Raw genomic sequence first — 22,009 nt, 5'->3', positions numbered from 1 at the left:
GTGCGGGTGCACGCGACGCCTGAGGACACATCCGAACCCACGGTGCCCGGATTCCGCGCGGACCAGCTGGAGGGCTTCCGGATCGGGGTGACTTCGGACCGCCGCTCGGAAGACCTCATCGCGGCGTTCGAGCGTCGCGGTGCGGAGGTGCTCCATGCGCCCACGATCCGGATGACCGGGGTGTCCGACGACGCGGTCGTGGTGGCTGAGACGCGCGCGATCATCGAGGCGCGACCGGATTACCTGCTCGCGACCACGTCGTACGGCATGCGGCGCTGGGTGGAGTTCGCCGATGCCGCCGGCGTGGGCGACGACCTGCACGACGTGCTCAGCGACGCACGCATCCTCGTGCGAGGACCGAAGGCCCGCGGCGCGGTGCGGGCCGCCGGGCTCGACGACGTGGGAATGAGCGAACGCGAGACGACCACATCCCTGGTGGACCTCGTGCTGCGTCACGACATCGCCGGAAAGGTGGTCGCCGTTCAGCTGCACGGCTTCACCGATCAGACCCAGCTCGAACGCCTCGCCGCCGCGGGAGCCCGCGTGCTCACCGTCGCGCCCTACCGGTGGACGGCCCACGAAGACGAAGCCCGGGTGCTGCGACTGATCGACACGATCTGCGCCGGTGGACTCGACGCCGTCACCTTCACCAGCGCCCCGGCCGTGGAGGCGCTGTTCAACGTCGCGAGCGCGGCCGGCCGTCTGGACGCGGTCCAGGCGGCGCTCCGCGAACGCGCGGTCGCCGCCGCGGTCGGGCCGGTGACCGCCGCGCCGCTCGTGGAGGCCGGGGTGCTCCCCATCGTTCCCGATCGGTTCCGCATGGGGGCGCTCATCCGGCTCGTGTGCGAACACCTGGAGTCATCGGCCGTGCTGCGCGCCCAGACCGAGGTCGGCACGGTGGAGCTCCGCGGCCGTCTTGTGGTCTGCGACGGTGGCTCGGCCGTGCTCGGACCGGTCGCGCTGTCGCTGTTCCGCACGCTCATGATCGCCGAGGGAACGACCGTGTCGCGAGAAGAGCTGGCCGAATCGGCGCCGGAGCGGCTGGACGACCACGCCGTCGACGCCGCGATGAGCAGGCTCCGGCAGGCGCTCCCCGACGCCCGGGTCGTCGCGACCGTGATCAAGCGCGGCTACCGACTCGCCCTTCCCGTCTGAGCCCACGGCCGCCCGTCGCCGGTCGCCGCACGAGGTCGTGCCACGCTTGGGCGTTTCGTCGGGCGACGACGTACCGTGGAAGCGGATCGTCATCCGACGGAAGGCAGGGGAATGAAGATCGTCGCGTCATCGGACTGGCGGGACGCTCTCCCGTACGACAAGCCCATCCGGGTGGCCGACGTCGCCGACGGCGAACCGGCGCGCTGCTTCTCGTGTGGCGCCGACTCCGATCCGCTCGCCCGCACCGAGCTGTGGGCGGTCAAGCACCGGCATCCGAAGAACCACAGCGGCTACGTGCGCTTCTACTGCAGCGCGCATGTGCCCGCATCCCCGGCCGCCACGGCACCGACCACCACCCCTGCGCGCCGCGGCGCGGCACCGCGCGCGCAGCGTCGCCCCACCCCCGAGCGCCGCCCCGCACCGCGACGCGTGAGCGCCGCCGAGCCGATCGTGCGCGCGAAGTGCCCCGACTGCTTCATCGAGGTCTCGGCCACCGGTGAATGCGGCATGTGCGGGCAACGGGTCAGCTGAGCCGGCGCCACATCCGCTAGCGACCGGCTCCGCGGGTCTCAACCCCCTAGCCCTGGTTTCGGATGCGGGAGAGCGTGGGGAGATGGCATCCCACGACATCGATCTCGCACGCCTGGACGCCTGGTGGCGCGCCGCGAACTACCTCAGCGTCGGCCAGATCTACCTCCTCGACAACCCGCTGCTGCGCCGGCCGCTCGCCGCGGAGCATGTCAAGCCCCGACTGCTCGGTCACTTCGGCACGGTGCCGGGGCTCACCCTGATCTACGCGCACGCGAACCGGGTGATCCGCGAGCGCGACCTCGACGCGATGTTCATCGCCGGTCCCGGGCACGGCGGTCCGGGCATGGTCGCAGCGGCCTGGCTCGAAGGAACGTACTCGGAGCTGTATCCCGAGGTCACCCGAGACGCGGAGGGGATGCAGCGCCTGTTCCGGCAGTTCTCGTTCCCGGGCGGCATCCCGAGCCATGCCGCCCCGGAGACACCCGGGTCGATCCACGAGGGGGGAGAGCTGGGGTACTCGCTGAGCCATGCCTACGGAGCGGTGTTCGACAAGCCCGATCTGACGGTGTTCTGCGTCGTCGGAGACGGCGAGGCCGAGACCGGGCCGCTGGCGACCGGATGGCACGGGAACAAGTTCGTCGACCCCCGCACCGACGGAACGGTCGTGCCGATCCTGCACCTGAACGGGTGGAAGATCGCGAACCCGACGGTGCTGGCGCGCATCCCCGAGTCGGAGCTGGCGGACCTGTTGCGCGGATACGGGCACGAACCGATCTTCGTCACCGTCGACGCGGCGGACCCGCACGAGGAGGTGCATCGCCGCATGGCCGAGGCGATGGACGAGGCGCTCGACTCGATCGCGCGGCAGCGGAGCGACCTGACCGTGGTGCGTCCGCGCACGCCCATGATCGTGCTGCGCTCGCCGAAGGGCTGGACCGGACCCGTCGAGGTCGACGGTGAGCCCGTCGAAGGCACGTGGCGCGCCCACCAGGTGCCGGTCGACGCCGCACGGGACGACGACGAGCACCGCCGCATCCTCGAGGACTGGATGCGCTCCTACAGGCCCGAGGACCTCTTCGACGACCACGGACGCCCCGTCGACGCGATCGACCGGGCGACGCCCGAGGGTGCCCGGCGGATGTCGGCGAACCCGCACGCCAACGGCGGCCTGCTGCGACGCGAGCTCGACCTGCCCGACATCGCCGATCACCTGTCGGGTCTCGAGCCGGACGGTTCCGCCGAACGCTCGGCCATGGGCGAGCTCGGGCACTATCTGGCCGAGGTGATCGAGCGCAACCCGACCGACTTCCGGCTGTTCGGACCCGACGAGACCGCGTCGAACCGGCTCGCGCCGGCGGTGTTCGAGGCGAGCGGGAAGCGGTGGAACGCCGGCTCCGATCCGCGCGACGAGAACCTCTCGCGCACGGGGCGCATCATGGAGGTGCTCAGCGAACATCAGGCGCAGGGCTGGCTCGAGGGATACCTCCTCACCGGCCGGCACGGGCTCTTCGCGACGTACGAGGCCTTCGTGCACATCGTCGACTCGATGTTCAACCAGCACGCCAAATGGCTGGAAGCGGCCTCGGGCATCCCGTGGCGAGCGCCGCTGTCGAGCTTCACCTACCTGCTCTCCAGCCATGTGTGGCAGCAGGATCACAACGGCTTCACCCATCAGGATCCCGGCTTCCTCGACCTCGCCGTGAACAAGCGCGCCGACGTCGTGCGCGTCTACCTCCCGCCGGATGCCAACACCCTCGTGGCGACGGTCGACCACTGCCTGCGCACCACCGACCGCATGAACGTCGTCGTCGCCGGCAAGCAGCCGGCACCGCAGTGGTTCACCCCCGACGAGGCGGAGCGGCATCTCGCACGCGGCGCGAGTCGGCTCGCGTGGGCGGGCACCGATGCCGACGGCGTGGATGCCGTGCTCGCCTGCGCGGGAGACGTTCCGACCGAAGAGGTGGTCGCCGCGGCGCGGCTGTTGCGCGAGGACGCGCCGGGACTGCGGGTGCGGGTGGTGAACGTGATCGACCTGATGCGGCTGCAGACACCCTCGCAGCATCCGCACGGCATGGACGAGGAGTCCTTCGACGAGCTGTTCCCGCCGGAGGTGCCGATCATCTTCGCCTTCCACGGCTACCCCTGGCTCGTCCACCGCCTCGCGTACCGGCGCGCGGCGCATCCCCACCTCCACGTGCGGGGCTACAAGGAGCGGGGCACGACCACGACGCCTTTCGATATGCGCCTGCTCAACGACATCGACCGGTACCGGCTGGCGGCCGACGTGCTCGATCGTGTTCGCGGAGCCGCAGAGCGCCACGCTTCGCTCCGCGCACAGCTCGACCGGCGTCGGGAGGAAGCGCGCGCCTACACCAGGGACCACGGGGTCGATCATCCCGCGGTCGCCGGTGGGGCCGAGCGAGGAACGTCTAGCTCACCGACCGGCACAGTTCAACCCATCGACGCCGGGTGATCAGCACGCGTACCGTCGGAGAATGAGAAGCGAGGGAGCGTGATGCGTCGGCACCAGTTCGTCATCGACGACAGGACCTACGTCCTCTCCGAGGAGGACCTCGCCGAAGACACCAAGCAGGCGGTGCTCGAGGCGGTGCGCGATGGCGGCGGCTACGTCGAATTCGCGACCACCGAAGCCACGGTCACCGATGTGCTGATCACACCCCACTCCAACGTGCGGATCGAACACACCGACGTGATCGAGTCGGACCGCCCCGCCGACCCCTTCAGTGACCAGCACTTCGACATCGACTCCTGGCTCTGAAGCTCGAGAACTAGTTAGGGCGCCTAATCAGAGTTACTTCGGCGACGCGGTGCTTGTAGCGTGTTGCGGTGGGCAAACTCATTTACGGCAGCGACGGGTACTCGTTCGACATCGACGACCGCACCCTCGCACACCTCCGAGTCGTCTTCATGAACAAGCTCCGCCGCGCGGAGCCGTTCTTCTTCCACCACCCCGAGACCGTCGGCAGCCGGAGCGTCTGGGTGCACCCCTCGGTCTCGATCGTGTTCCACTTCTACGGCAGCCGGAATCCCGCGCTGAACCGCGCCTGGATCGAGACGCTTCTGCACGACGCCAGCGGGCCGCACGGGCTCGCCGTGGGTCCGGAGCCTGCCGAGCCGGCGACGGCCGAGGGCTGAGTCAGCGACACTCGTCGTCGACGGCGTCGGTGACGAGGTCGATGAAGGCCGCGACCGCCGCGGCCTGATCGGCCGTCAGGGTGTCTGCCAGGCCTCGGATCTGCGCGGTGAGCGGGTCGATCCCGTCGATGTCGCCGTCGCGATCCAGCGGCACCACGTACTTGCTCCGCCCGTCGTCCGGATGCCGGAGGAACGTGATGATCCCCCCGGTGTGCAGGCGGTTCAGGATGCCGGTCACCGACGGCGTCGAGATACCCAGGTGCTCGGCGACATCCGTCGGCGTGACCGCGATGCCCTGGTCGCTCATGTCGAAGATGAACCGCGTCGCGGCACGCGCGTTCTCACTCGGTCCGCACTCGTTCTGACGACGGCGCGCAAGGCGCCCCTCGGCGAGTCGAAGGCGCTCGATGGACCGAGCGGCATCGACCTTCGCGCGCGTTGCGCCGGGGTCGTTCGCGGTGGTGTCGTTCTCGACGATGTCGGTCATCCTGGGCCACGTTTCGGTCGACGGCGGTGAGACAGCACGAGCGTACCCGCCCCGTGCCTGTACCGTCTCGCGTGGCGACGCGCTCGGATCCTGTGATACGGCCGCGGGGCTCATCCGTCAACCCCCTTCGCGCGCCGAACGGCGGGGCGAAGGTGGAGGGACGACGACGCGATCGGAGGATGCACATGCGTTTCGGATACACCCTCATGACCGAGCAGAGCGGACCGCGCGAACTGGTGCGATACGCCCAGGCGGCCGAAGACGCCGGGTTCGACTTCGAGGTCTCCAGCGACCACTACTCGCCGTGGCTCACCGAACAGGGACACGCGCCCTACGCCTGGACGGTGCTCGGCGCCGTCGCGCAGGCGACGTCCTCGGTCGAGCTCATGACCTACGTCACGTGCCCGACGGTGCGCTACCACCCCGCGGTGGTCGCTCAGAAGGCGGCGACGCTGCAGATCCTCGCCGAGGGCCGGTTCACCCTGGGCCTCGGGTCGGGCGAGAGCCTCAACGAACACGTCGTCGGCGAAGGCTGGCCGGGCGTCGACACGCGACAGTGGATGCTCGAAGAGGCCATCCAGATCATCCGGCAGCTGCACACGGGGGAGCTGGTGACCTACGCCGGCGAGTACTTCCAGGTCGATTCCGCGCGCATCTGGGACCTGCCCGACGAGGGCGTGCCGATCGGCGTGGCGGTCTCGGGAGACGCATCCATCGCGCGATTCGCCCCGCATGCCGACCACATGATCACCACCGAGCCGAAGGCGGAGCTCGTGACCGGCTGGGATGCCGCGACCTCGACGAGCTCGCGGAAGATCGCCCAGGTGCCGATCTCGTGGGATCCCGATCGCGACCGGGCCGTCGAGCGGGCGCATGAGCAGTTCCGGTGGTTCGCCGGCGGCTGGGGAGTGAACGCCGACCTGCCGACGCCGCGCGGATTTTCCGCCGCGACGGCGTTCGTGCGCCCGGAAGACGTCGCCGCCTCGATCGCGTGCGGGCCGGACCTCGACGAACTCGCCGCCAGCGCGCAGCCGTTCCTCGACGCCGGCTTCACCGACCTCGCCTTCGTGCAGATCGGCGACGAGGCGCAGGATGCCTTCCTCGCCGAGGCCGCCGAGGGCCTCCTCGAGCGCGCCCGCGCGCTCAGCTGAGCGAGGCGCGGCGACGACGCGCGGCGCTCCAGCGGCGGCCGAGAACGCCCTGACGGGGACTGAAGAGGTAGACCAGGGCGAACACTGCTCCCTGCGTCACCACGACGAGGCCGCCGGAGGCGGCGTCGGCCCAGTAGCTGATGTAGATGCCGACGACCGAGCAGACCGCCGAGATCGCCGGCGCGAGGATCAGCATCCGGCTGAAGCGATCGGTCAGCAGATAGGCGGTCGCGCCCGGGATGATGAGCATCGCCACGACCAGCACGACTCCCACCACCTGCAGGGCGACCACCGCGGTCAGGGCGAGCACTCCGAGGAGCAGGGCGCCGAGGAAGCGCGGCGACAGCCCGATCGCGTGAGCGTGGGTGGGATCGAAGGCGTACAGCGTGAGGTCGCGGCGTCGCACGAACAGCACGACGAAGGCGACGGCCGCGAGCACGGCGATCTGCACGAGCTCGGCGGCGGAGATGCCGAGGATGTTGCCGAAGATGATGTGGCTGAGGTCGGTCTGGCTCGGCGTCACCGAGATCATCACGAGCCCCGCGGCGAACAGGGTCGTGAAGACGATGCCGATGGCGGCATCCTCCTTGATGCGGCTCGTGCCGCGCACCAGGCCGATGAGGCCGACGGCGAGGAAGCCGAAGACGACGGCGCCGAGCGCGAACGGCACACCGACGACGTAGGCGAGGACGACCCCCGGCAGCACGGCGTGCGACACGGCGTCGCCCATGAGCGACCACCCCACGAGCACGAGCCAGCAGGACAGCACCGCGCACACGACCGCCGCGATGACGGTCGTCGCGATCGCCCGCACCATGAAGTCGTACTGGAGCGGCTCGAGGATGAGATCGAGGAGGCTCATGACGGGGCCCCGTCATCGCGCGGATCCAGACCGAAGGCCCGGGCGAGGTTCTCGGGCCGGAGCGCCTCGGCGACCGGACCCTGGAACAGCACGCGGTGTCGCAGGAGAACCGCGTGGTCGGCGAGCCGGGGGAGGGCGTGCAGGTCGTGCGAGGAGACCAGCACCGCGCAGCCGGCGGCGGCGAGATCGCGCAGCAGTCGCACGATGGTCGCCTCCGACGCCTTGTCGACGCCTGCGAACGGCTCGTCCAGCAGCAGGATCTCCGCCTCCTGGGCGATCGCGCGGGCGACGAAGGCGCGCTTGCGCTGCCCGCCGGACAGGCGCCCGATCTGCCTGTCAGCGAGGTCGGTGAGCCCGACGCGGTCGAGTGCGCCCGCGACGGCCTCGCGATCCCGGGGGCGAGGGCGCCGCAGGATGCCCTGCCGCGCGTACCGGCCCATCATCACCACGTCGTGCACGCTCACCGGGAACTGCCAGTCGACGGCCTCGCTCTGCGGCACGTATCCGACGCGACCGGCCTTGCGGGCGGCGGCCGGTGCGGCTCCGTCGATGCTCACACGACCGTGGTCGGGACGCCGCATCCCCATGATCGTGGTGAACAGCGTCGACTTGCCCGATCCGTTCATGCCGATCAGGCCGGTGACGCCTCCGCGGTCGAGAGTGAGGGACACCCGGTCGAGTGCGCGGATCTCCCCGTAGGAGACCGACACCTCGTCGACCTGCACCGCGGCGGTCATGACGCGTTCGTCAGCCCGGCCACGATCGTGTCGACGTCGTGGCGGATGAGGTCGAGGTAGGTCGGGACGGGCCCGTCGGACTCCGAGAGCGAGTCGACGTAGAGGATGCCGCCGAACGTCGCGTCCGTCGCCTCGACCACCTGCTGCATCGCCCGGTCCGAGACCGTGGACTCGCAGAACACCGCCGGCACATCGCGGTCGCGCACGAACTCGATCGTCGCCGCGATCTGCTGCGGAGTGGCCTGCTGCTCGGCGTTGACGGCCCACAGGTACTGCTCGGTGAGGCCGGCGTCGCGAGCGAGATAGCTGAAGGCGCCCTCGCACGTGACCAGGGCGCGGTGGTCGGCGTCGAGCTCGGACAGTCGTGCGTCGAGATCGTCCTGGATCTGCTGCAGCTGCGCCTTGTAGTCGGCGGCGCGGGCGGCGAAGGCGTCGGCGGCGGCGGGGACAAGGTCGGCGAAGGCCTCGGCGATGTTGTCGACGTAGACCTGCACGTTGGCGGGACTCATCCACGCGTGCGGATTCGGCGTACCCGCATACGCGTCGTCGGCGATGTCGATCGGCTCGACGCCGTCGGAGACGACGACGTGCGTCACATCGACGGTCTCGACGAACTGCGCGAACCACGCTTCGAGGTTCAGCCCGTTGTCGATGACGAGGTCGGCGTCGCTCGCGGCTCGGATGTCGCCGGGCGTGGGCTCGTACCCGTGGATCTCGGCACCCGGCTTCGTGATCGAGGTGACCTCGATGTCGTCTCCCGCGACGTTCTTCGCGATATCCGCGAGCACCGTGAAGGTCGTGAGCACCTGCGGACGGTCCGCGGCCGCCGACTGCGGGTCAGGCGCAGAAGAGCAGCCGGCCAGAGCGAGGGCGCCGGCGGCCGAAGCCGCGACGACCCGCATCCGACACGAATATTTCGGCATACCGAAACTTTAGGATTCGGCACCCCGAAAAGCCAATCGGGCCCGGTGCATGAAGCACCGGGCCCGATGGGAAAAGCCTGGGGTCAGGACTGGCTGGCGATGGCGAATCGCACCGAGCCGTCCTGGTTCATCTCCGCGTCGAGCACGCGGTCATCGAGCGCGGTGTTCGCGCCGTTGTCGAGGAAGACGCGTGCGCCGTGGTCCTCGACCACCTGGTCGCCGTTCTCGGGAGCCGAGGCGACGGCGAGTTCGAAGCCGGTCTCCTGCGAGCCGGTGTCACGGATGCGCACACCGCCCTGGTCGGCGTCGGGCAGCTGGGCGATGATCGTCTTGACAGCCGTGGCGGCGTTCTCGGTGAGCGTGAGCATGGGTGCTCTCCTCTCGTTCGGGACGTTCGGACCGGCCACGATTCCGAGAATCCGGCGTCGCCGCAAGCGGAGGGCCCCATTGTGAGGGGATTCCCAAACTCGCCGCGTCGGGTCAGCGCGCGGCCTCGTACGCTTCGAGCACCGTCGCTGGAACGCGGCCGCGGTCCGACACCTGGTAGCCGTTCTCCTTCGCCCACGCGCGCACGGCCCCGTAGTCCTGGCCGGCTTTGCGACGCCGCGGGGCGCTCGACGAGGAGCCTCCGCCTCGTCCGCCCGATACGCGCCGCGCCGCGTCGACGTAGGGGGCGAGGATCTCGCGGAACGCGGCGGCGTTGGCGTCGGTCAGGTCGATCTCGTAGGCGGTGCCGTCGAGGGAGAACAGAACCGTCTCCCCGTCACCGACCTCGAGAACGCTTCCGTCCAGGTCGTCGACGAGCTGGTGCACGATTCTGCGGGCCATGGGCCCACCCTACTGAGCGCGCCGTGACTTGACCATGAGCGCTCATCACGCGGCGCGCCGCGCGATCTCAGGGCAGGATGCCGGCTCGGCGTGCGCGAGCGACGGCGGCATGCCGCGTGCCGGCGTCGAGCTTGCCCATCGCCGACTGCAGGTACGACTTCACCGTCGCCTCCTTGAGGGCGAGCGTCGCGGCGATCTCCGCGTTCGTCGCTCCCAGCGCCGCACACGCCAGCACGTCGATCTCGCGCGGTGACAGGCGGGCGCTCGGGCCGTCGTCGACGGCGTCATCCCGGGCGAGAGCGGCCCACCGCTGTTCGAGGCGGGACAGGCGATCGCGCATCGCCGGGTCGGTGATCGCGGCGGCGATGCTGCGCAGCTCGGCGTAGCTCGCGCGCAGCTCTTCGCGTGCGGCAGGCGGCAGTGCGGCGGCGTCGCGCGCATCGGCGGGCGGCATCGTGGCCACCCGTCGATCGAGATCGTCACGCAGGCGCAGCTGCGCCGCGAGGTCGTCGGCGGCGGCGATCGTCGGCTGGGCGATCGCCCCGCCGGTCGGGGTGGAGCGGCGAGATCCGCAGTAGAGCATGCCGCGGGGTCGCCCGGAGACGACCACCGGCACGGCGACGAGGGTGACGATGCGGGCGCCGAGGATGGCCGCGTCGTAGTCGTGGGTGATCGTGCGCGAGGTGCGGTAGTCCAGCGCGAGCCGCGGGCGGCTCTCCACCATCGCGCGACCACCGAGACCGCGGTGCTCTCGCACCACCAGTCCCTCGATCGACTGCGTGTGCTCGCCGAAGATCGCGCTGACGTGCACGGCACCGTCGTGGGCGAGGCCGCCGAAGGCGACCGTGTGAGGCGAATTCCGGGCGAGGGTCACCACCGCCTGCTCGACGAGGGCCTGATCGCTGCTGCGCGTGCGGATTGCGGACATGGGCACCTACCGGTCGGACGGCCTCGGCGCCGTCGCGACGACGATACACCGGTGCCGGGAGCGGGCGGGTGGGCGGCCTACACGCTGTCCGCCCGCTCCAGGTCGAGAAGCCGGCGCTTGAGCTCCGGCCGGCCCCCGTACTCGCCGAGCGAGCCGTCGGCGCGCACGACGCGGTGCACGGGGACGACGATCGAGAAGGGGGTCGTGGCGCAGGCGGTTCCGACCGCTCGCGCCGCCCGCGGGTGGCCGGCGAGGATCGCCACCTCGCCGTATCCGGCGGTCTCGCCGTAGGGGATCTCGCACACCGCCTGCAACGCCGCTCTGGTGAAGCCGCGCACCTGCTCCCAGTCGAGGGGCAGGTCGAAGGCCTGTCGTTCGCCGGAGACGTACTCCGACAGCTGCGCCGCCGCACGAAGAGCCAGCGGATCGCGATCGTCGGGCGTCAGCATGCCGGGATGACGTCGGGAGACCGCGGTGAGATCGGTCTCCAGGTCGCGGGCCGGGTGGAGCCAGACGACGTGCTCGTCATCGACGACGATGAGCACCTCGCCGACCGGGGTCGGGTGCACGTGGAAGCGGAGTGTCATGGCGTCATCCTGTCGCGAGCGCCGCGACGTCGTCGATCCTGCGCGGGGGGCTGGGGAGCGTCGCTTGGTGCGACACGGCTGGGGAGGAGCGGTCCACCCCGAGCGGTGCCGCGCCTTCCAATACCGCGAAACTCTGTCGGGATGCAAGAGGAGCGCGCGTCCCGCGCATAGTGTGACTGTCGTGTGGCGAGCAGAAGGCAGCGTCGCGGTCGGTGAGCAGGTGGCCGGACCGGCGGCGACCGTGACCCCCGGCGACCTCGATCTCTCGGAGCCGGGCGTGCGGGTGACCCATGTCGCCGAGTCCGAGCGCGATCGGCTGCGCCGTCAATCCGCGCGTCTGGGCGGGCGCTCGACGCTGCTGCACTTCGACGAGAGCGTCGACGCGGGCATCGAGATCACGAAGGCGCACCCGGGAAGTCTGCCGCAGTTCATCACCGGGCGCTCGACGCTTCTGTCGAACCTCTTCCGCGACGAGGTCGCGCTGCGGACCGCACGCATGGCGGCCGAGCAGATCACCGCCAAGAACGTGGAGCTGCGCACGGCGCGCGGGATCGAGGCCGTGCACCTCGCCGTCGGTCTCGCGGTCTGGCGCCTCGGCGGGCTGGAGTGCTCGGCGCCGGTGCTGCTGCGGCCGCTGGCGATCCGTCGCCACCACAGCGACTTCGAGCTGAAGCTGCACGGTTCGTTCTCGGTCAACCCCGAGCTCGTGCGCGCCCTGCGCACGCACTTCGGCATCGACCTCGACGGCGACGCGCTCGCCGCCCTGGCCTACGACCAGGGGGTGTTCAAGCCCCAGCCCGTCATCGACCACCTGCGCGCGCTCACCTCCGGCTTCGATCACTTCCGGGTGCACCCCCGGCTTGTGGTCTCGAGCTTCGCCGACGTCGGCGAGACCATGACGCGCGACTGCCGCGACCTCGACCATCCCGTACTGAATGCGCTCGCCGGGCATCTCGCCGACCGCGAGGCCTTCACGGCTCGCCGCGACGTGCCGCAGATGCCGCACCCCGACGAGCGACCGCCCGCCGCCGACACCCTCCTCCTCGACGCGGACGCCGAGCAGGAGGCGGTCCTCGCGCGCATCCTCGCCGGACAGTCGCTCGCGGTGCACACCCTGCCCGGCACGGGGGGCACGCAGACCGTGATCAACACCGTCGGCGCGCTCGTGCGCGACGGCAAGCGCGTGCTGGTGGTGAGCGCGCGACGGTCGACCCTCGACGGCATCCGGCACCGCCTCGCCGGCATCGGGCTGCCCGGCCTCGCCGTCTCGCCGCGATCGCTGCGCCGCGACCTGATCCGGGCGATCGGCCGCAACGAGAAGGCACAGGCGCCGAAGGTCGCCGACATCGACGACGCGCTCGTGCGCCTGCGCGGCGTGCTGCGCGACTACCGCACCGCCGTGACGAAGACCGACGACGCCCTGAAGGTGTCGGTGCTCGACATCCTGCGCGCGCTGTCTCGCCTGTCCGCGCGGGATGTGCCGCCGTCGACCTCGGCGCGCCTCGGGGTGCGCACCCTGCTGCGTCTGGCGGCCTCGCGCGATGTGGCCGCCGCGAAGCTGGCCGCCGCCGCGCGACTCGGTGAGTTCCGCTTCGGGCCGGACGACTCGCCGTGGTACGGCGTCTCGTTCGCGACGACGGAGGATGCGCGCGCCGCCCACGCCCTCGCGGGGCGCCTGCACCGCACCGACGTGCCGGCCCTCCTGGAGCGCGGATACGAGCTGATCGCCCAGACCCGCATGCACCCCTTCCGCACGGTCGCCGACCTCGGGGAGTACCTCTCCGTGCTGCAGGGCATCCGCGACACGCTCGACCGGTTCAGCCCCACGGTGTTCGAGCGACCCCTCGTCGAGCTCATCCAGGCGCACGCGCCGCGCCGGGACGCACCCACGATGAGCGGGGCGAATCGCCGTCGGCTGCGGCGCCTGTCGAAGGAGTACATCCGTCCGGGCGTGCACGTGCCCGACATGTACGAGGCGCTGCTGCGCATCCAGCACCAGCGCACCCAGTGGCAGCGCTTCGTCGACGCCGGGATCACGCCGGAGGTGCCGCTCGGCCTCGCCGACGTCGTCACCGCGTGGCAGCGGGCCGACGCGGAGCTCGCCGACCTCGACGGTGTGCTGGGCCGCACCGGCTCGCACGCGCTGTCGACGCTTCCGGTCGCGACCCTCGTGCGCACCCTGGCGTCGCTCGCCGCCGAGTCGTCGTACTTCGACAACCTCGTCGAACGCGCCACCCTCCGCACCGAACTCGGCGAGATGGGCCTCGAGCCGCTGCTGTCGGAGCTGTCGGTGCGGCACGTTCCCGAAGAGAACGTCGAGGCGGAGCTGGAATTCGCGTGGTGGCAGTCGGCGCTCGAGCACGTGCTGCGCTCGGATCGCGCTCTTCTGGGCGCGAACACCGCGGTGGTGGACCGACTGGAACGAGACTTCCGGCTCGTCGACGAGGCCCACGCGGCCGCTGCCGGTCCGCTCCTCGCCGCACAGCTGGCGACCCAGTGGCGGATCGGCCTGGTCGACCACGCCGACGAGGCCGACGCCCTCAAGCGCGCCCTGAAGGACGGCGTCAGCGCCACCCACGTGCTGCAGGCCGCCCCCACCCTCATGCGCACCCTCGCTCCGGTCTGGCTCGCCTCGCCCTACGACGTGCCGCGCATCCCGGGCGACGAGGACTTCGACGTGGTCGTCGTCGCGGATGCCGCCTCGCTCGCCCTCGCCGAGGCCACCCCGGCCCTCCGCCGGGCGCGCCAGGTCGTCGTGTTCGGAGACCCCGTCACGCAGAAGCCCACGCCCTTCCGCGTCGCGGCCGGCGAGCTGTCGGAGGACGACCGCCTCGAAGCCGAGGACGCGGAGCCGTTCGACAGCGTCAGCGTGTTCGAGCGCCTCGCCGAACTCGTGCCCATCGCGACCCTCACCCGCAGCTACCGCGCCGGGGGAGAGGACCTCGCCGAACTCGTCAACGACGCGTTCTACGGCGGCGAGCTCTCCTCGCTGCCGTGGGCGGGGTCGTATCTCGGACGCGGGAGCCTCAGCGTCGACTACGTCGAGGGCGGCACGGGCGTGCCCGATCCCGTGACCGGTGCCGTGGAGAGTCCGGATGCCGAGGTCGCTCGCGTGGTCACGCTCGTGGTGGAGCACGCGGTCAACCGCGGCCAGGAGTCCCTCATGGTCGTCACGGCCAGCACCCGGCACGCGGCGCGGATCCGGGCCGCCGTGGAAGCGGCCTTCGCCGGCCGCTCCGACGTGGCCGACTTCGTCTCGCGCGACACGGCGGAGCCGTTCGCGGTGCTGAGCCTGGAGGAGTCCGTCGCCGAGAGCCGGGATCGTGTGGTCTTCTCGCTCGGTTTCGGCCTCACCCGCCACGGTCGCGTGCTGAGCGACTTCGGCGATCTCTCCACGCCCGACGGCGATCGCCTGCTGACCGTCGGCATGACGCGCGCGCGGCGGTCGATGGTCATCGTCTCGTCCATCCGCCCGTCGTCCTTCGATGACGGTCGACTCGAGCACGGCGCGGCGACGCTCATGAGCATCCTCGGCGGACTGGCCGCACGGCAGCGCGACGCGCGCCTGGAGGATCTCGCCGACCCGCTCACGCGCTCCCTGGCCCGCGAGCTGCGGCGGCTCGGTGTGGCCGTCGACGTCGACTACCGGGGCCTGCTGCCCCTCGTCGCCCAGCACGACGGCAAGGCGGTCGTGGTCGAGAGCGACCCCGAGACGGTCGCGGACTCGCTGCGCGAGGCCCTCCGGCTGCGGCCGCAGATCCTGCGGCGCCTCGGCTGGCACTACGTGCGCGTGCACTCGTTCGACCTCTACAGCGACCCCGCCTCGGTCGCGGAGCGCATCGCCGGCCTGCTCGGTGTGTCGTCCGAAGCGCCGCGCGCCGACGCGGACACACAGCCGATCGATGTCATCGAGTGACCGGCAGCGTGTGGAGAAGGTCCGCGGCGCCCGACGGGCGAAGCTGACCGCCGCACCCGGCACCACCGACGAGCCCGGCGAGCCCGACGCCGACCGTGACGCCGAGGCCGCCGCGCCGGCATCCGGACCGAACGACGAGCGGATGCGCCGCGAGGTGCCGCCCCACTACTGAGGCGGAGCGGGTCTAGACCTTCGGGGTGGCGTTCTGCTTCTCGAGCAGATCGCGGATCTGCACCAGGATCTCCTGCTCGGTGGGCAGCTGCGGCTCTTCGGGTGCCTTGTCGACGCCCGCCTTCGCGGCGGCCCGCGCCTTCATGAGGTTCATCGGGTGCACGAAGACGAAGTAGACCACGAGCGCCACGGCCAGGAACGAGATGACGGCGTTGATCAGGGTGTCCACGGGGAAGGTCACGTCGCCCCAGAGACCCTGCACCGTGAATCCGATGGTGCCGTCTTCGGAGGGCTGCCACACCAGCTGGATCAGCGGATTGATGATGCTCGCGACGATCGCGTTGACGACCGCGGTGAAGGCGGCGCCGATGACCACGGCGACGGCCAGGTCGATGACGTTGCCTCGGAGGATGAACTCCTTGAAACCCTTGATCACGGTGTCTCCTTCCGGCCTCGGCGGCCGCTCACGCGCCCGACGGTGCGGGGGCGGATGTGCTTTCGGACTTCGATGATGACGAAGACGAGCCCGCGTCGCCACCCTGGGACGCTTTCGCGGTCGACGACGAGCCCGAGCGCGAGTCGGTGCGGTAGAAGCCCGAGCCGTTGAAGGTGACGCCGATCGACCCGTACTCCTTGCGCAGCACGCCCCCGCATTCGGGGCACTCGGTCAGGGTGGGGTCGGAGAAGGACTGCACGGCGTCGAAGCGGTGTCCGCAGTTCTTGCAGGCATAGGCGTAGGTGGGCATGGGCGACTCTCGGTATCGGCTCAGCGCGCCGCAGGCGCGAACTCGTGGATGCGGGTGGGGGTGACCGCGCCGGTGACCGGCTGGTCGTGGAGCTCGGAGGGGACCTCGTCGAGGATTTCGCTGTCGTAGACGACGGCGTAGACCGGCGGGCAGCCCTCCATCGATCCGATCGTCTTGTCGAAGTAGCCGCGACCCCATCCCAGGCGCATGCCGGTGCGGTCGACCGCGGCGGCCGGCACGATCATGAGGTCGACATCGTTCACCGCGATGGGGCCGAGCAGCTCGCCGACGGGCTCCGGCAGCCCGAACAGGCCCTCGGCGATGTCGCCGTCTTCAGTGGCGACCGTCCAGTCCAGCAGGCCGTCGGTGCGGGTGATGGGGAGGAGAACGCGGATGCCGCGGGCGACCGCGCCCTCCACGAAGGCGCGCGTCGACGGCTCGAACGGGGTGGAGAGGAAGCAGGAGATGGCCGAGACCTCGTGACGGGCGAGCAGGTCGTCCAGGTGCGCACTCAGCTGCTCGCCGGCCGCCTCCACAGCGGCGGCCGACATCACGCGGCGGCGTTCGCGCAGTTCGGCACGGAGGGCGCGCTTTGCGTCGTCGATCGCGTCGGACATGGATCGATTGTATGTCGCCGACACGGGCCCGACACATGATGCCGGTAGGATCGCGCCATGCCGTCACAGCCCTTCAAGGCCGTCATTCCCGCCGCCGGACTCGGTACACGATTCCTGCCCGCGACGAAGGCGATGCCCAAAGAGATGCTCCCCGTCGTCGACAAGCCCGCCATCCAGTACGTGGTCGAAGAGGCCACTGCGGCCGGCATCGACGATGTGCTCATCATCATCGGTCGCAACAAGAACAACCTCTCCAACCACTTCGACTCGGTGCCCGAGCTCGAGGTCAAGCTCAAGGAGAAGGGCGACGAGGACAAGCTCGCGCGCGTTCAGCACTCCAGCGACCTCGCCGACATCCACTTCGTGCGTCAGGGCGAGCCCAAGGGCCTCGGGCACGCCGTGCTGCGCTCCCGCGCGCACGTCGGCGACTCGCCGTTCGCGGTGCTGCTCGGCGACGACCTCATCGACGAGCGCGACGTGCTGCTGACCAAGATGATGGAAGAGCACGAGCGCACCGGCGCCGCGATCATCGCTCTCATGGAGGTCGACCCGGAGCACATCCACATGTACGGGGTCGCGACGGTCGAGGAGACCGACCAGGACGACGTCGTCAAGGTGAAGGGGCTGGTCGAGAAGCCCAAGCGCGAAGACGCCCCGTCGAACCTCGCGATCATCGGCCGCTACGTGCTCTCTCCCGCGGTCTTCGACATCCTGGAGCGCACCGAGCCCGGCAAGGGCGGCGAGATCCAGCTCACCGACGCTCTGCAGGAGATGGCCGCCGACCCGGACGGTCCGGGTGTGTACGGCGTGATCTTCCGCGGCCGCCGCTACGACACCGGCGATAGGGTGGACTACATCAAGGCCATCGTGCAGCTCGCCGCCGACCGTGACGACCTCGGTCCCGACCTGCGCCCCTGGTTCAAGGAGTTCGCGGCGTCCCTGTGACGCCGCCGGTTCGGAGGGGGAGCGCATGGACCTCGCGTCTCCCCGCTCGTACGGATCGATCGCGATCCGCCTGATCCGGCAGCGGGACTCTCGTGCGCTGCAGCAGGAGCTGCTCACCAACCGCACCTGGCTGCGCCCGTGGGAGGCGACGAACCCCGACGGGCCCGTGTCGATCGACATGCGCTCGGCGGTTCGTCGCCTTCTGCAGCAGTACCGCGACGGGGGCGGCATCCCGTTCGTGATGGAGGAGAACGGGACCATCGCCGGGCAGCTGAACGTGTGGGGCATCGCCCGCGGTTCGCTCGCCTCCGCGACCATCGGCTACTGGGTAAGCGAGCGTTTCGCCGGGCGCGGCATCACCCCCACGGCGGTCGCCCTGGCGACCGACATCTGCTTCTCGGAACTCCGCCTGCACCGCATGGAGATCTGCATCCGGCCCGAGAACACGGCGAGCCTGCGCGTGGTCGAGAAGCTCGGCTTCCGCTACGAGGGGCTGCGTCGGCGGTACATCCACATCGACGGGGACTGGCGCGACCACTACTGCTTCGCCGTGGTCACCGAGGACGTGCCCGACGGCGTGCTGCGACGCTGGGTGGAGGGGCGCGCGCCGCAGGACGCCGCGGCGATCCCCCCGGCCGACAGGCTGCGCGCCTGACACACTCTCGCGCCGGTTCGGCCGCGACACGCGGGCGGATGCGGCATCGAGACGCAGCGGTCGCATACCGTTGACGCCATGGGCGGACAGGTACTCGGCGGGGGCGTCATCGTGCTCGTCGCGGTGCTCCTGTGGCTCGTCTACCTGCTGCCGTCGTGGAACAGCCGCCGGCAGTTCGACGCCGCTGAACGCAATGCGGTGCGTCTGAACCAGGCGCTGCGCGTGCTGGCGGAGACGAGCGAGACCCCCCGCGAGGTGCGCCTCGAACTCAACGCGCGCACCGCGGCAGCCCAGCAGCGCCTCGCGCGTCAAGCGACCCAGGAGCGCGAACAGGCCGCGCTGGAGACGCAGCGGCTGGAGCTCGAACGGGCCCGCCTCGAACGGGCGGCCGCTCGAGCGCATCCGGATGCCCGCCGCCGACGTGCGCGTCGGCGTGCCCGCGCGGTCTTCACCGTCACGGGCGTGGCCGGCCTCGGTTTCGCGGGAGCCGGCGCGTGGTCGCTGGCCGTCGGGGGCCCCGTGACGCTGCTGTGGGTCGGGTCGACCCTCGCGGTCCTGTCGGCTGTGCTGCTGCACCGCATGTGGCGCGTCGCCGTGCGTGCGGCCGCGCGTCCGGCGGCACCCGCGGTGGCGGAGCGCGTCGCGTCGACGGTGCAGGATGTCGCCCTCGCACCGACGCCGGCACCGACCTGGACGCCCCGCCATCTTCCACGCCCGCTCACGGCCTCGGTCGGATCACGTGCCTCCCTCACGCTCGACGCCGAGGATGCGCGCGCGTCGCTGCGCCGCGCCGCCGTGGACGAGGCGATGCGTGCCGAGGAGGAGCGCCGCCGGCCGGTCGCGCTGCCGGAGCCGGCCGCGCGGGAGAGCCGGCCGGAGTATGGGCGCATGGGCTTCGTGGACGACGCCGAGATCGAAGCCCACGTGCGCGATCTGCTCGCCAGGCGCGCCGCCGGCTGACCGTCGCGTCGGGTCGCTCCCCGTCACCGTGATAGTGTTGCTGAGGTTCACGGGCCTGTGGCGCAGTTGGTAGCGCGCTTCGTTCGCAATGAAGAGGTCAGGGGTTCGAATCCCCTCAGGTCCACCCTTTCCGAGGTTCTCGGTCCGACTGTCGCTTCCGTCGAGTCGAACCGGCCGCGCTACGCTCTTCTCACCCGCTCGGGGCAGAAGGAGCACTCATGGCCGAGACGTCTGGCACCGAAGCGCGTTCGCGCGACATCCGCGACATCGTCGCCGTCGTGCTGCTGTCGACCATGGCCGTGTTGACCGCCTGGTGCGGATTCCAGGCGTCCAAGTGGGGCGGCGAGATGTCGATCGCCTTCAGCCAGGCCTCCAGTGCGCGTGTGCAGGCGACGAACTTCGACGGCCAGGCGCGTGACCAGCGGCAGTTCGATCTGACGGTCTATGCCTCGTGGGTCGAGGCGCAGGCCGCCGGCCAGGAGGAACTCGCCGCGTACATCGCGGAGCGCTTCCAGCCGGAGTTCCGCGTCGCCTTCGACGCGTGGCAGGCGGAGGGTGCAGACGAGGGCGGCCCCTTCGTGCAGGAGGAGTACGTTCCTGCGGGCTCCGTCGAGGCGGCGGAGTACTCCGCCCTCGCCGACGCGAAGTTCGCCGAGGCGCTGGAGAACAATCAGCGGGGCGACAACTACTCCCTGCTGACGGTGCTCTTCGCGCTCGTGCTGTTCCTCACGGCGATGTCGCAGCGCAACATCGCCGCGTGGGCATCGCGCACCTTCCTGGGCCTGGCGATCGTCGTCGGGATCGCGGGCATCGTGATCCTCCTGACCTTCCCGATCAAGGTCTGATCGGCCCGATCCGGCGTCAGACCGGCAGTGCCGGGTCGTCGGCTCGAGCGCGCAGGCGCTCGCCGGCGATCTCCTCCGCCGCGACCAGGGGAGTGATGCCCGAAGCGGCGGCGGCGTCGAACACCCGGCGCATGGTCTCACCCACTCCGGCGACGCGGTCCATGATCTCCGCTCGCGTGCCACGGCTCTTCGCCTCGAGATCGAGGTAGATCACGCCACCGGCGTTGGCGACGAAGTCGGGAGCGTAGAGGATGCCACGCGCCGCGAGCCGGTCGGCTCCGGACCGCGTGGCGAGCGGGTTGTTGGCGGGCCCGCACACGGCGCGCGCGGCGAGGGTGTCGATGACCGAGTCGGTGAGCAGGCCGCCGATGCCGGCGGGTACGAAGACGTCGGCATCGATCAGATGCTCACTTCCCGGTTCGACCCACTGCGCTTCCAGCTGGAGCGCCAGGTCCCGCTTGGCGGGGTTCACATCGGTCACCGTGAGGATGGCTCCCTCGGCGGCCAGCCGGAGGGCCAGACGGCTGCCGACCTGGCCGAGCCCGGAGACGGTGATGCGCCGCTGTGCGATATCCGCGGATCCCGTGCTGCGCTCCAGGGTCGCGCGTATCGCCTCGTACACGCCGATGCTGGTCGGCCCGGCCGGTTCGCCGGAGCCGCCGACGCTGTCGGGCAGGCCGACCACGTGCGTCGTGCGTTCGCTCACCACGAGCATGTCGTCCGTGGTGCTGCCCACGTCCTCCGCCGTGCGGTACCGCCCGCCGAACGACTCGACGACGTCGCCGAGATCGAGGAACGCGTCGCGTCGTCGGCCGGCATCGAGCGCGTCTTCGGACGACAGCGCGATCACGGCCTTGCCGCCGCCGGCATCGAGGCCCGCCGCCGCGTTCTTCAGGGTCATCGCCGACGAGAGCCGGAGCACGTCGCCGAGGGCGTCGCTCCAGTGCGGGTAGCGCCACAGGCGTGCACCGCCGAGGGCGGATCCCAGGGTCGACGAATGGAGGGCGACGGCGACGAACAGGCCGCTGCGCGGGCCCGTGGTCACCTCCACGCGTTCGTGGGTGAAGTCGGGCAGGGGCAGGATGTGCGTCATCGCTCTTCTCTTTCGGCCGGCCTTGTGGGCTGCGCTCAACGGCGTCGCGGCGTTGCGACCCCGTCATCTCATTCTGCCTCCTCCCTCCGTCGGCGGCGAGGGTCGGCGCTACGCTGTGGCCATGGCAGACCTTCCCGCCCGTAGCCAGCTCGTCCGCGACCGCCTGCGCGAGGAGGGGATCGAGGGAGAGATCATCGTCCTCCCGGACGCCGCCTCGACGGCGCCGCTGGCCGCCGCAGCGCTCGGCGTCGAGGTGGGCGCCATCGCCAACAGCCTCGTGTTCTGGAGCGACGACGGTCCGCTCCTGGTCATGACCAGCGGCGCCCACCGCGTGGACACCGCCGCCCTGTCGGAGCGCCTGGCGATCCCCGGAATCACGCGCGCCACGGCGCAGCAGGTGCGTGAGGCCACCGGGCAGGCGATCGGCGGCGTCGCGCCGTGCGGCCATCCGGACCGTCTGCGGACCGTTGTCGACCAGGATCTCGCAGCATTCGACGAGGTCTGGGCGGCGGGCGGCACGCCGCACACCGTCTTCCCGATGACCTTCGATCAGCTCGTGCGGGTGACCGGCGGCACGGTCTGCCGCGTGGACTGACCGCGCCGCCGGCCGGCGTCAGCCCTCGCCGAGGCGGAAACGCAGAGTCTGCGCCCGCCGAGCAGCGCTTCCCCTTTCGCTCCGCAGTCACAATCTGCGGGTCGTCCCGCCCTGGACCCGC

At 70.8% G+C, this 22,009-nt stretch carries 25 protein-coding genes and 1 tRNA gene; 14 read left to right on the top strand and 12 right to left on the bottom strand.

The window, feature by feature from the left end; translation table 11 throughout:
- Positions 1–6: 6 nt before the first annotated feature.
- The 5 genes from ACGG9C_RS04330 (at position 7) to ACGG9C_RS04310 (ending at position 4,842) form a co-directional block, all read left to right on the top strand.
- The gene (locus ACGG9C_RS04330) at positions 7–1,155 is read left to right on the top strand and encodes a uroporphyrinogen-III synthase (protein ID WP_390178265.1); all 1,149 of its coding nucleotides are present in this window, start codon (positions 7–9) and stop codon (positions 1,153–1,155) included.
- Positions 1,156–1,266: 111 nt separating this feature from the next.
- Positions 1,267–1,686, top strand: coding sequence for a glucose-6-phosphate dehydrogenase (locus tag ACGG9C_RS04325; RefSeq protein ID WP_390178264.1), 420 nt, complete (start codon positions 1,267–1,269; stop codon positions 1,684–1,686).
- Positions 1,687–1,768: 82 nt separating this feature from the next.
- The gene (locus ACGG9C_RS04320) at positions 1,769–4,159 is read left to right on the top strand and encodes a phosphoketolase (protein WP_390178263.1); all 2,391 of its coding nucleotides are present in this window, start codon (positions 1,769–1,771) and stop codon (positions 4,157–4,159) included.
- A gap of 42 nt (positions 4,160–4,201) precedes the next feature.
- Positions 4,202–4,465, top strand: a complete 264-nt coding sequence (locus ACGG9C_RS04315) for a hypothetical protein (protein WP_071044502.1) — start codon at positions 4,202–4,204, stop codon at positions 4,463–4,465.
- A gap of 68 nt (positions 4,466–4,533) precedes the next feature.
- Positions 4,534–4,842: an ATP-dependent DNA ligase gene (locus ACGG9C_RS04310; protein ID WP_071044503.1), complete on the top strand. Its 309-nt coding sequence runs from the start codon at positions 4,534–4,536 to the stop codon at positions 4,840–4,842.
- A 1-nt stretch (position 4,843) separates the two neighbouring features.
- Here ACGG9C_RS04310 and ACGG9C_RS04305 read toward each other — a convergent pair whose 3' ends face one another.
- On the bottom strand, positions 4,844–5,329 hold the full coding sequence (locus ACGG9C_RS04305) for a MarR family transcriptional regulator (protein ID WP_390178262.1): 486 nt from the start codon (positions 5,327–5,329) through the stop codon (positions 4,844–4,846).
- Between the two features lie 185 nt (positions 5,330–5,514).
- On the opposite strand from ACGG9C_RS04305, the gene ACGG9C_RS04300 reads away from it, so the two are divergent.
- Positions 5,515–6,480 (top strand): TIGR03557 family F420-dependent LLM class oxidoreductase, encoded by a 966-nt coding sequence (locus tag ACGG9C_RS04300; RefSeq protein WP_071044505.1) that lies wholly within the window; start codon positions 5,515–5,517, stop codon positions 6,478–6,480.
- On the opposite strand, the gene ACGG9C_RS04295 is transcribed toward ACGG9C_RS04300, so the two are convergent.
- The 7 genes from ACGG9C_RS04295 to ACGG9C_RS04265 form a co-directional block, all read right to left on the bottom strand.
- Positions 6,473–7,342 carry a metal ABC transporter permease gene (locus tag ACGG9C_RS04295; RefSeq protein ID WP_390178261.1) on the bottom strand — a complete coding sequence of 290 codons (870 nt, stop codon included), beginning with the start codon at positions 7,340–7,342 and terminating at the stop codon, positions 6,473–6,475. The two genes, ACGG9C_RS04300 and ACGG9C_RS04295, sit on opposite strands and share 8 nt — an antisense overlap.
- Positions 7,339–8,079 (bottom strand): metal ABC transporter ATP-binding protein, encoded by a 741-nt coding sequence (locus tag ACGG9C_RS04290; protein WP_390178260.1) that lies wholly within the window; start codon positions 8,077–8,079, stop codon positions 7,339–7,341. Before ACGG9C_RS04290 ends, ACGG9C_RS04295 begins: the two co-directional genes overlap by 4 nt.
- Complete coding sequence (locus ACGG9C_RS04285) at positions 8,076–9,002, bottom strand: metal ABC transporter substrate-binding protein (RefSeq protein WP_390178259.1); 927 nt, start codon at positions 9,000–9,002, stop codon at positions 8,076–8,078. Before ACGG9C_RS04285 ends, ACGG9C_RS04290 begins: the two co-directional genes overlap by 4 nt.
- A gap of 83 nt (positions 9,003–9,085) precedes the next feature.
- Positions 9,086–9,370: a Fe-S cluster assembly protein HesB gene (locus ACGG9C_RS04280; protein ID WP_194384840.1), complete on the bottom strand. Its 285-nt coding sequence runs from the start codon at positions 9,368–9,370 to the stop codon at positions 9,086–9,088.
- Positions 9,371–9,482: 112 nt separating this feature from the next.
- Entirely contained in the window at positions 9,483–9,830 is a 348-nt protein-coding gene (locus tag ACGG9C_RS04275) for an Lsr2 family protein (protein ID WP_390178258.1), read from the bottom strand.
- 67 nt (positions 9,831–9,897) lie between these two features.
- The gene (locus ACGG9C_RS04270) at positions 9,898–10,758 is read right to left on the bottom strand and encodes a LuxR C-terminal-related transcriptional regulator (protein WP_390178257.1); all 861 of its coding nucleotides are present in this window, start codon (positions 10,756–10,758) and stop codon (positions 9,898–9,900) included.
- Between the two features lie 77 nt (positions 10,759–10,835).
- Positions 10,836–11,345 carry a methylated-DNA--[protein]-cysteine S-methyltransferase gene (locus ACGG9C_RS04265; RefSeq protein ID WP_390178256.1) on the bottom strand — a complete coding sequence of 170 codons (510 nt, stop codon included), beginning with the start codon at positions 11,343–11,345 and terminating at the stop codon, positions 10,836–10,838.
- Between the two features lie 181 nt (positions 11,346–11,526).
- Here ACGG9C_RS04265 and ACGG9C_RS04260 point away from each other — a divergent pair, with 181 nt between their 5' ends.
- Both ACGG9C_RS04260 and ACGG9C_RS04255 read left to right on the top strand, forming a co-directional pair.
- A complete protein-coding gene (locus ACGG9C_RS04260) occupies positions 11,527–15,261 on the top strand; it encodes an AAA family ATPase (protein ID WP_390178255.1) in 3,735 nt (1,244 codons plus the stop codon).
- Entirely contained in the window at positions 15,248–15,433 is a 186-nt protein-coding gene (locus ACGG9C_RS04255; RefSeq protein ID WP_194384844.1) for a hypothetical protein, read from the top strand. Before ACGG9C_RS04260 ends, ACGG9C_RS04255 begins: the two co-directional genes overlap by 14 nt.
- Before the next feature lie 12 nt (positions 15,434–15,445).
- On the opposite strand, the gene mscL is transcribed toward ACGG9C_RS04255, so the two are convergent.
- Genes mscL through ACGG9C_RS04240 form a run of 3 tightly spaced genes read right to left on the bottom strand, consistent with a single transcriptional unit; the run spans position 15,446 to position 16,795 of the window.
- A complete protein-coding gene (gene mscL, locus ACGG9C_RS04250) occupies positions 15,446–15,868 on the bottom strand; it encodes a large conductance mechanosensitive channel protein MscL (RefSeq protein ID WP_286718403.1) in 423 nt (140 codons plus the stop codon).
- 28 nt (positions 15,869–15,896) lie between these two features.
- Positions 15,897–16,178: an FmdB family zinc ribbon protein gene (locus tag ACGG9C_RS04245; RefSeq protein ID WP_390178254.1), complete on the bottom strand. Its 282-nt coding sequence runs from the start codon at positions 16,176–16,178 to the stop codon at positions 15,897–15,899.
- A 20-nt stretch (positions 16,179–16,198) separates the two neighbouring features.
- The gene (locus ACGG9C_RS04240; protein WP_194384847.1) at positions 16,199–16,795 is read right to left on the bottom strand and encodes a 5-formyltetrahydrofolate cyclo-ligase; all 597 of its coding nucleotides are present in this window, start codon (positions 16,793–16,795) and stop codon (positions 16,199–16,201) included.
- A 57-nt stretch (positions 16,796–16,852) separates the two neighbouring features.
- Between ACGG9C_RS04240 and galU the strand changes: the two genes are divergently transcribed.
- The 5 genes from galU (at position 16,853) to ACGG9C_RS04215 (ending at position 20,200) form a co-directional block, all read left to right on the top strand.
- Entirely contained in the window at positions 16,853–17,740 is an 888-nt protein-coding gene (galU, locus tag ACGG9C_RS04235) for a UTP--glucose-1-phosphate uridylyltransferase GalU (RefSeq protein ID WP_071044517.1), read from the top strand.
- A gap of 25 nt (positions 17,741–17,765) precedes the next feature.
- Positions 17,766–18,395, top strand: a complete 630-nt coding sequence (locus tag ACGG9C_RS04230) for a GNAT family N-acetyltransferase (protein ID WP_194384849.1) — start codon at positions 17,766–17,768, stop codon at positions 18,393–18,395.
- Between the two features lie 78 nt (positions 18,396–18,473).
- Positions 18,474–19,355: a large exoprotein gene (locus ACGG9C_RS04225; protein ID WP_390178253.1), complete on the top strand. Its 882-nt coding sequence runs from the start codon at positions 18,474–18,476 to the stop codon at positions 19,353–19,355.
- Between the two features lie 51 nt (positions 19,356–19,406).
- Positions 19,407–19,479: transfer RNA gene (locus ACGG9C_RS04220), tRNA-Ala, on the top strand.
- Between the two features lie 94 nt (positions 19,480–19,573).
- Positions 19,574–20,200 carry a hypothetical protein gene (locus ACGG9C_RS04215; protein ID WP_071044520.1) on the top strand — a complete coding sequence of 209 codons (627 nt, stop codon included), beginning with the start codon at positions 19,574–19,576 and terminating at the stop codon, positions 20,198–20,200.
- Between the two features lie 16 nt (positions 20,201–20,216).
- On the opposite strand, the gene ACGG9C_RS04210 is transcribed toward ACGG9C_RS04215, so the two are convergent.
- Positions 20,217–21,293 carry a Glu/Leu/Phe/Val dehydrogenase dimerization domain-containing protein gene (locus ACGG9C_RS04210; RefSeq protein WP_390178252.1) on the bottom strand — a complete coding sequence of 359 codons (1,077 nt, stop codon included), beginning with the start codon at positions 21,291–21,293 and terminating at the stop codon, positions 20,217–20,219.
- A 121-nt stretch (positions 21,294–21,414) separates the two neighbouring features.
- Between ACGG9C_RS04210 and ACGG9C_RS04205 the strand changes: the two genes are divergently transcribed.
- Positions 21,415–21,888: a YbaK/EbsC family protein gene (locus ACGG9C_RS04205; protein WP_390178251.1), complete on the top strand. Its 474-nt coding sequence runs from the start codon at positions 21,415–21,417 to the stop codon at positions 21,886–21,888.
- Positions 21,889–22,009 lie beyond the last annotated feature (121 nt).

This window comes from Microbacterium sp. MTN4-26 (genome assembly GCF_042846595.1).
In the GTDB taxonomy this organism is placed as follows: domain Bacteria; phylum Actinomycetota; class Actinomycetes; order Actinomycetales; family Microbacteriaceae; genus Microbacterium; species Microbacterium luteum.
This window is presented reverse-complemented; position numbering and strand designations above follow the sequence as displayed.

Bases quoted from the DNA above. Each gene is read 5' to 3' on its own strand.
- ACGG9C_RS04265 (WP_390178256.1), bottom strand. From the start codon at position 11,345: ATGACACTCCGCTTCCACGTGCACCCGACCCCGGTCGGCGAGGTGCTC.
- ACGG9C_RS04290 (WP_390178260.1), bottom strand. From the start codon at position 8,079: ATGACCGCCGCGGTGCAGGTCGACGAGGTGTCGGTCTCCTACGGGGAG.
- ACGG9C_RS04320 (WP_390178263.1), top strand. From the start codon at position 1,769: ATGGCATCCCACGACATCGATCTCGCACGCCTGGACGCCTGGTGGCGC.
- ACGG9C_RS04205 (WP_390178251.1), top strand. From the start codon at position 21,415: ATGGCAGACCTTCCCGCCCGTAGCCAGCTCGTCCGCGACCGCCTGCGC.
- ACGG9C_RS04315 (WP_071044502.1), top strand. From the start codon at position 4,202: ATGCGTCGGCACCAGTTCGTCATCGACGACAGGACCTACGTCCTCTCC.
- ACGG9C_RS04270 (WP_390178257.1), bottom strand. From the start codon at position 10,758: ATGTCCGCAATCCGCACGCGCAGCAGCGATCAGGCCCTCGTCGAGCAG.
- ACGG9C_RS04255 (WP_194384844.1), top strand. From the start codon at position 15,248: ATGTCATCGAGTGACCGGCAGCGTGTGGAGAAGGTCCGCGGCGCCCGA.
- ACGG9C_RS04300 (WP_071044505.1), top strand. From the start codon at position 5,515: ATGCGTTTCGGATACACCCTCATGACCGAGCAGAGCGGACCGCGCGAA.
- ACGG9C_RS04280 (WP_194384840.1), bottom strand. From the start codon at position 9,370: ATGCTCACGCTCACCGAGAACGCCGCCACGGCTGTCAAGACGATCATC.
- ACGG9C_RS04215 (WP_071044520.1), top strand. From the start codon at position 19,574: ATGGCCGAGACGTCTGGCACCGAAGCGCGTTCGCGCGACATCCGCGAC.
- ACGG9C_RS04275 (WP_390178258.1), bottom strand. From the start codon at position 9,830: ATGGCCCGCAGAATCGTGCACCAGCTCGTCGACGACCTGGACGGAAGC.
- ACGG9C_RS04230 (WP_194384849.1), top strand. From the start codon at position 17,766: ATGGACCTCGCGTCTCCCCGCTCGTACGGATCGATCGCGATCCGCCTG.
- ACGG9C_RS04225 (WP_390178253.1), top strand. From the start codon at position 18,474: ATGGGCGGACAGGTACTCGGCGGGGGCGTCATCGTGCTCGTCGCGGTG.
- ACGG9C_RS04325 (WP_390178264.1), top strand. From the start codon at position 1,267: ATGAAGATCGTCGCGTCATCGGACTGGCGGGACGCTCTCCCGTACGAC.
- galU (WP_071044517.1), top strand. From the start codon at position 16,853: ATGCCGTCACAGCCCTTCAAGGCCGTCATTCCCGCCGCCGGACTCGGT.
- ACGG9C_RS04295 (WP_390178261.1), bottom strand. From the start codon at position 7,342: ATGAGCCTCCTCGATCTCATCCTCGAGCCGCTCCAGTACGACTTCATG.
- ACGG9C_RS04210 (WP_390178252.1), bottom strand. From the start codon at position 21,293: ATGACGCACATCCTGCCCCTGCCCGACTTCACCCACGAACGCGTGGAG.
- ACGG9C_RS04245 (WP_390178254.1), bottom strand. From the start codon at position 16,178: ATGCCCACCTACGCCTATGCCTGCAAGAACTGCGGACACCGCTTCGAC.
- ACGG9C_RS04240 (WP_194384847.1), bottom strand. From the start codon at position 16,795: ATGTCCGACGCGATCGACGACGCAAAGCGCGCCCTCCGTGCCGAACTG.
- ACGG9C_RS04305 (WP_390178262.1), bottom strand. From the start codon at position 5,329: ATGACCGACATCGTCGAGAACGACACCACCGCGAACGACCCCGGCGCA.
- ACGG9C_RS04285 (WP_390178259.1), bottom strand. From the start codon at position 9,002: ATGCCGAAATATTCGTGTCGGATGCGGGTCGTCGCGGCTTCGGCCGCC.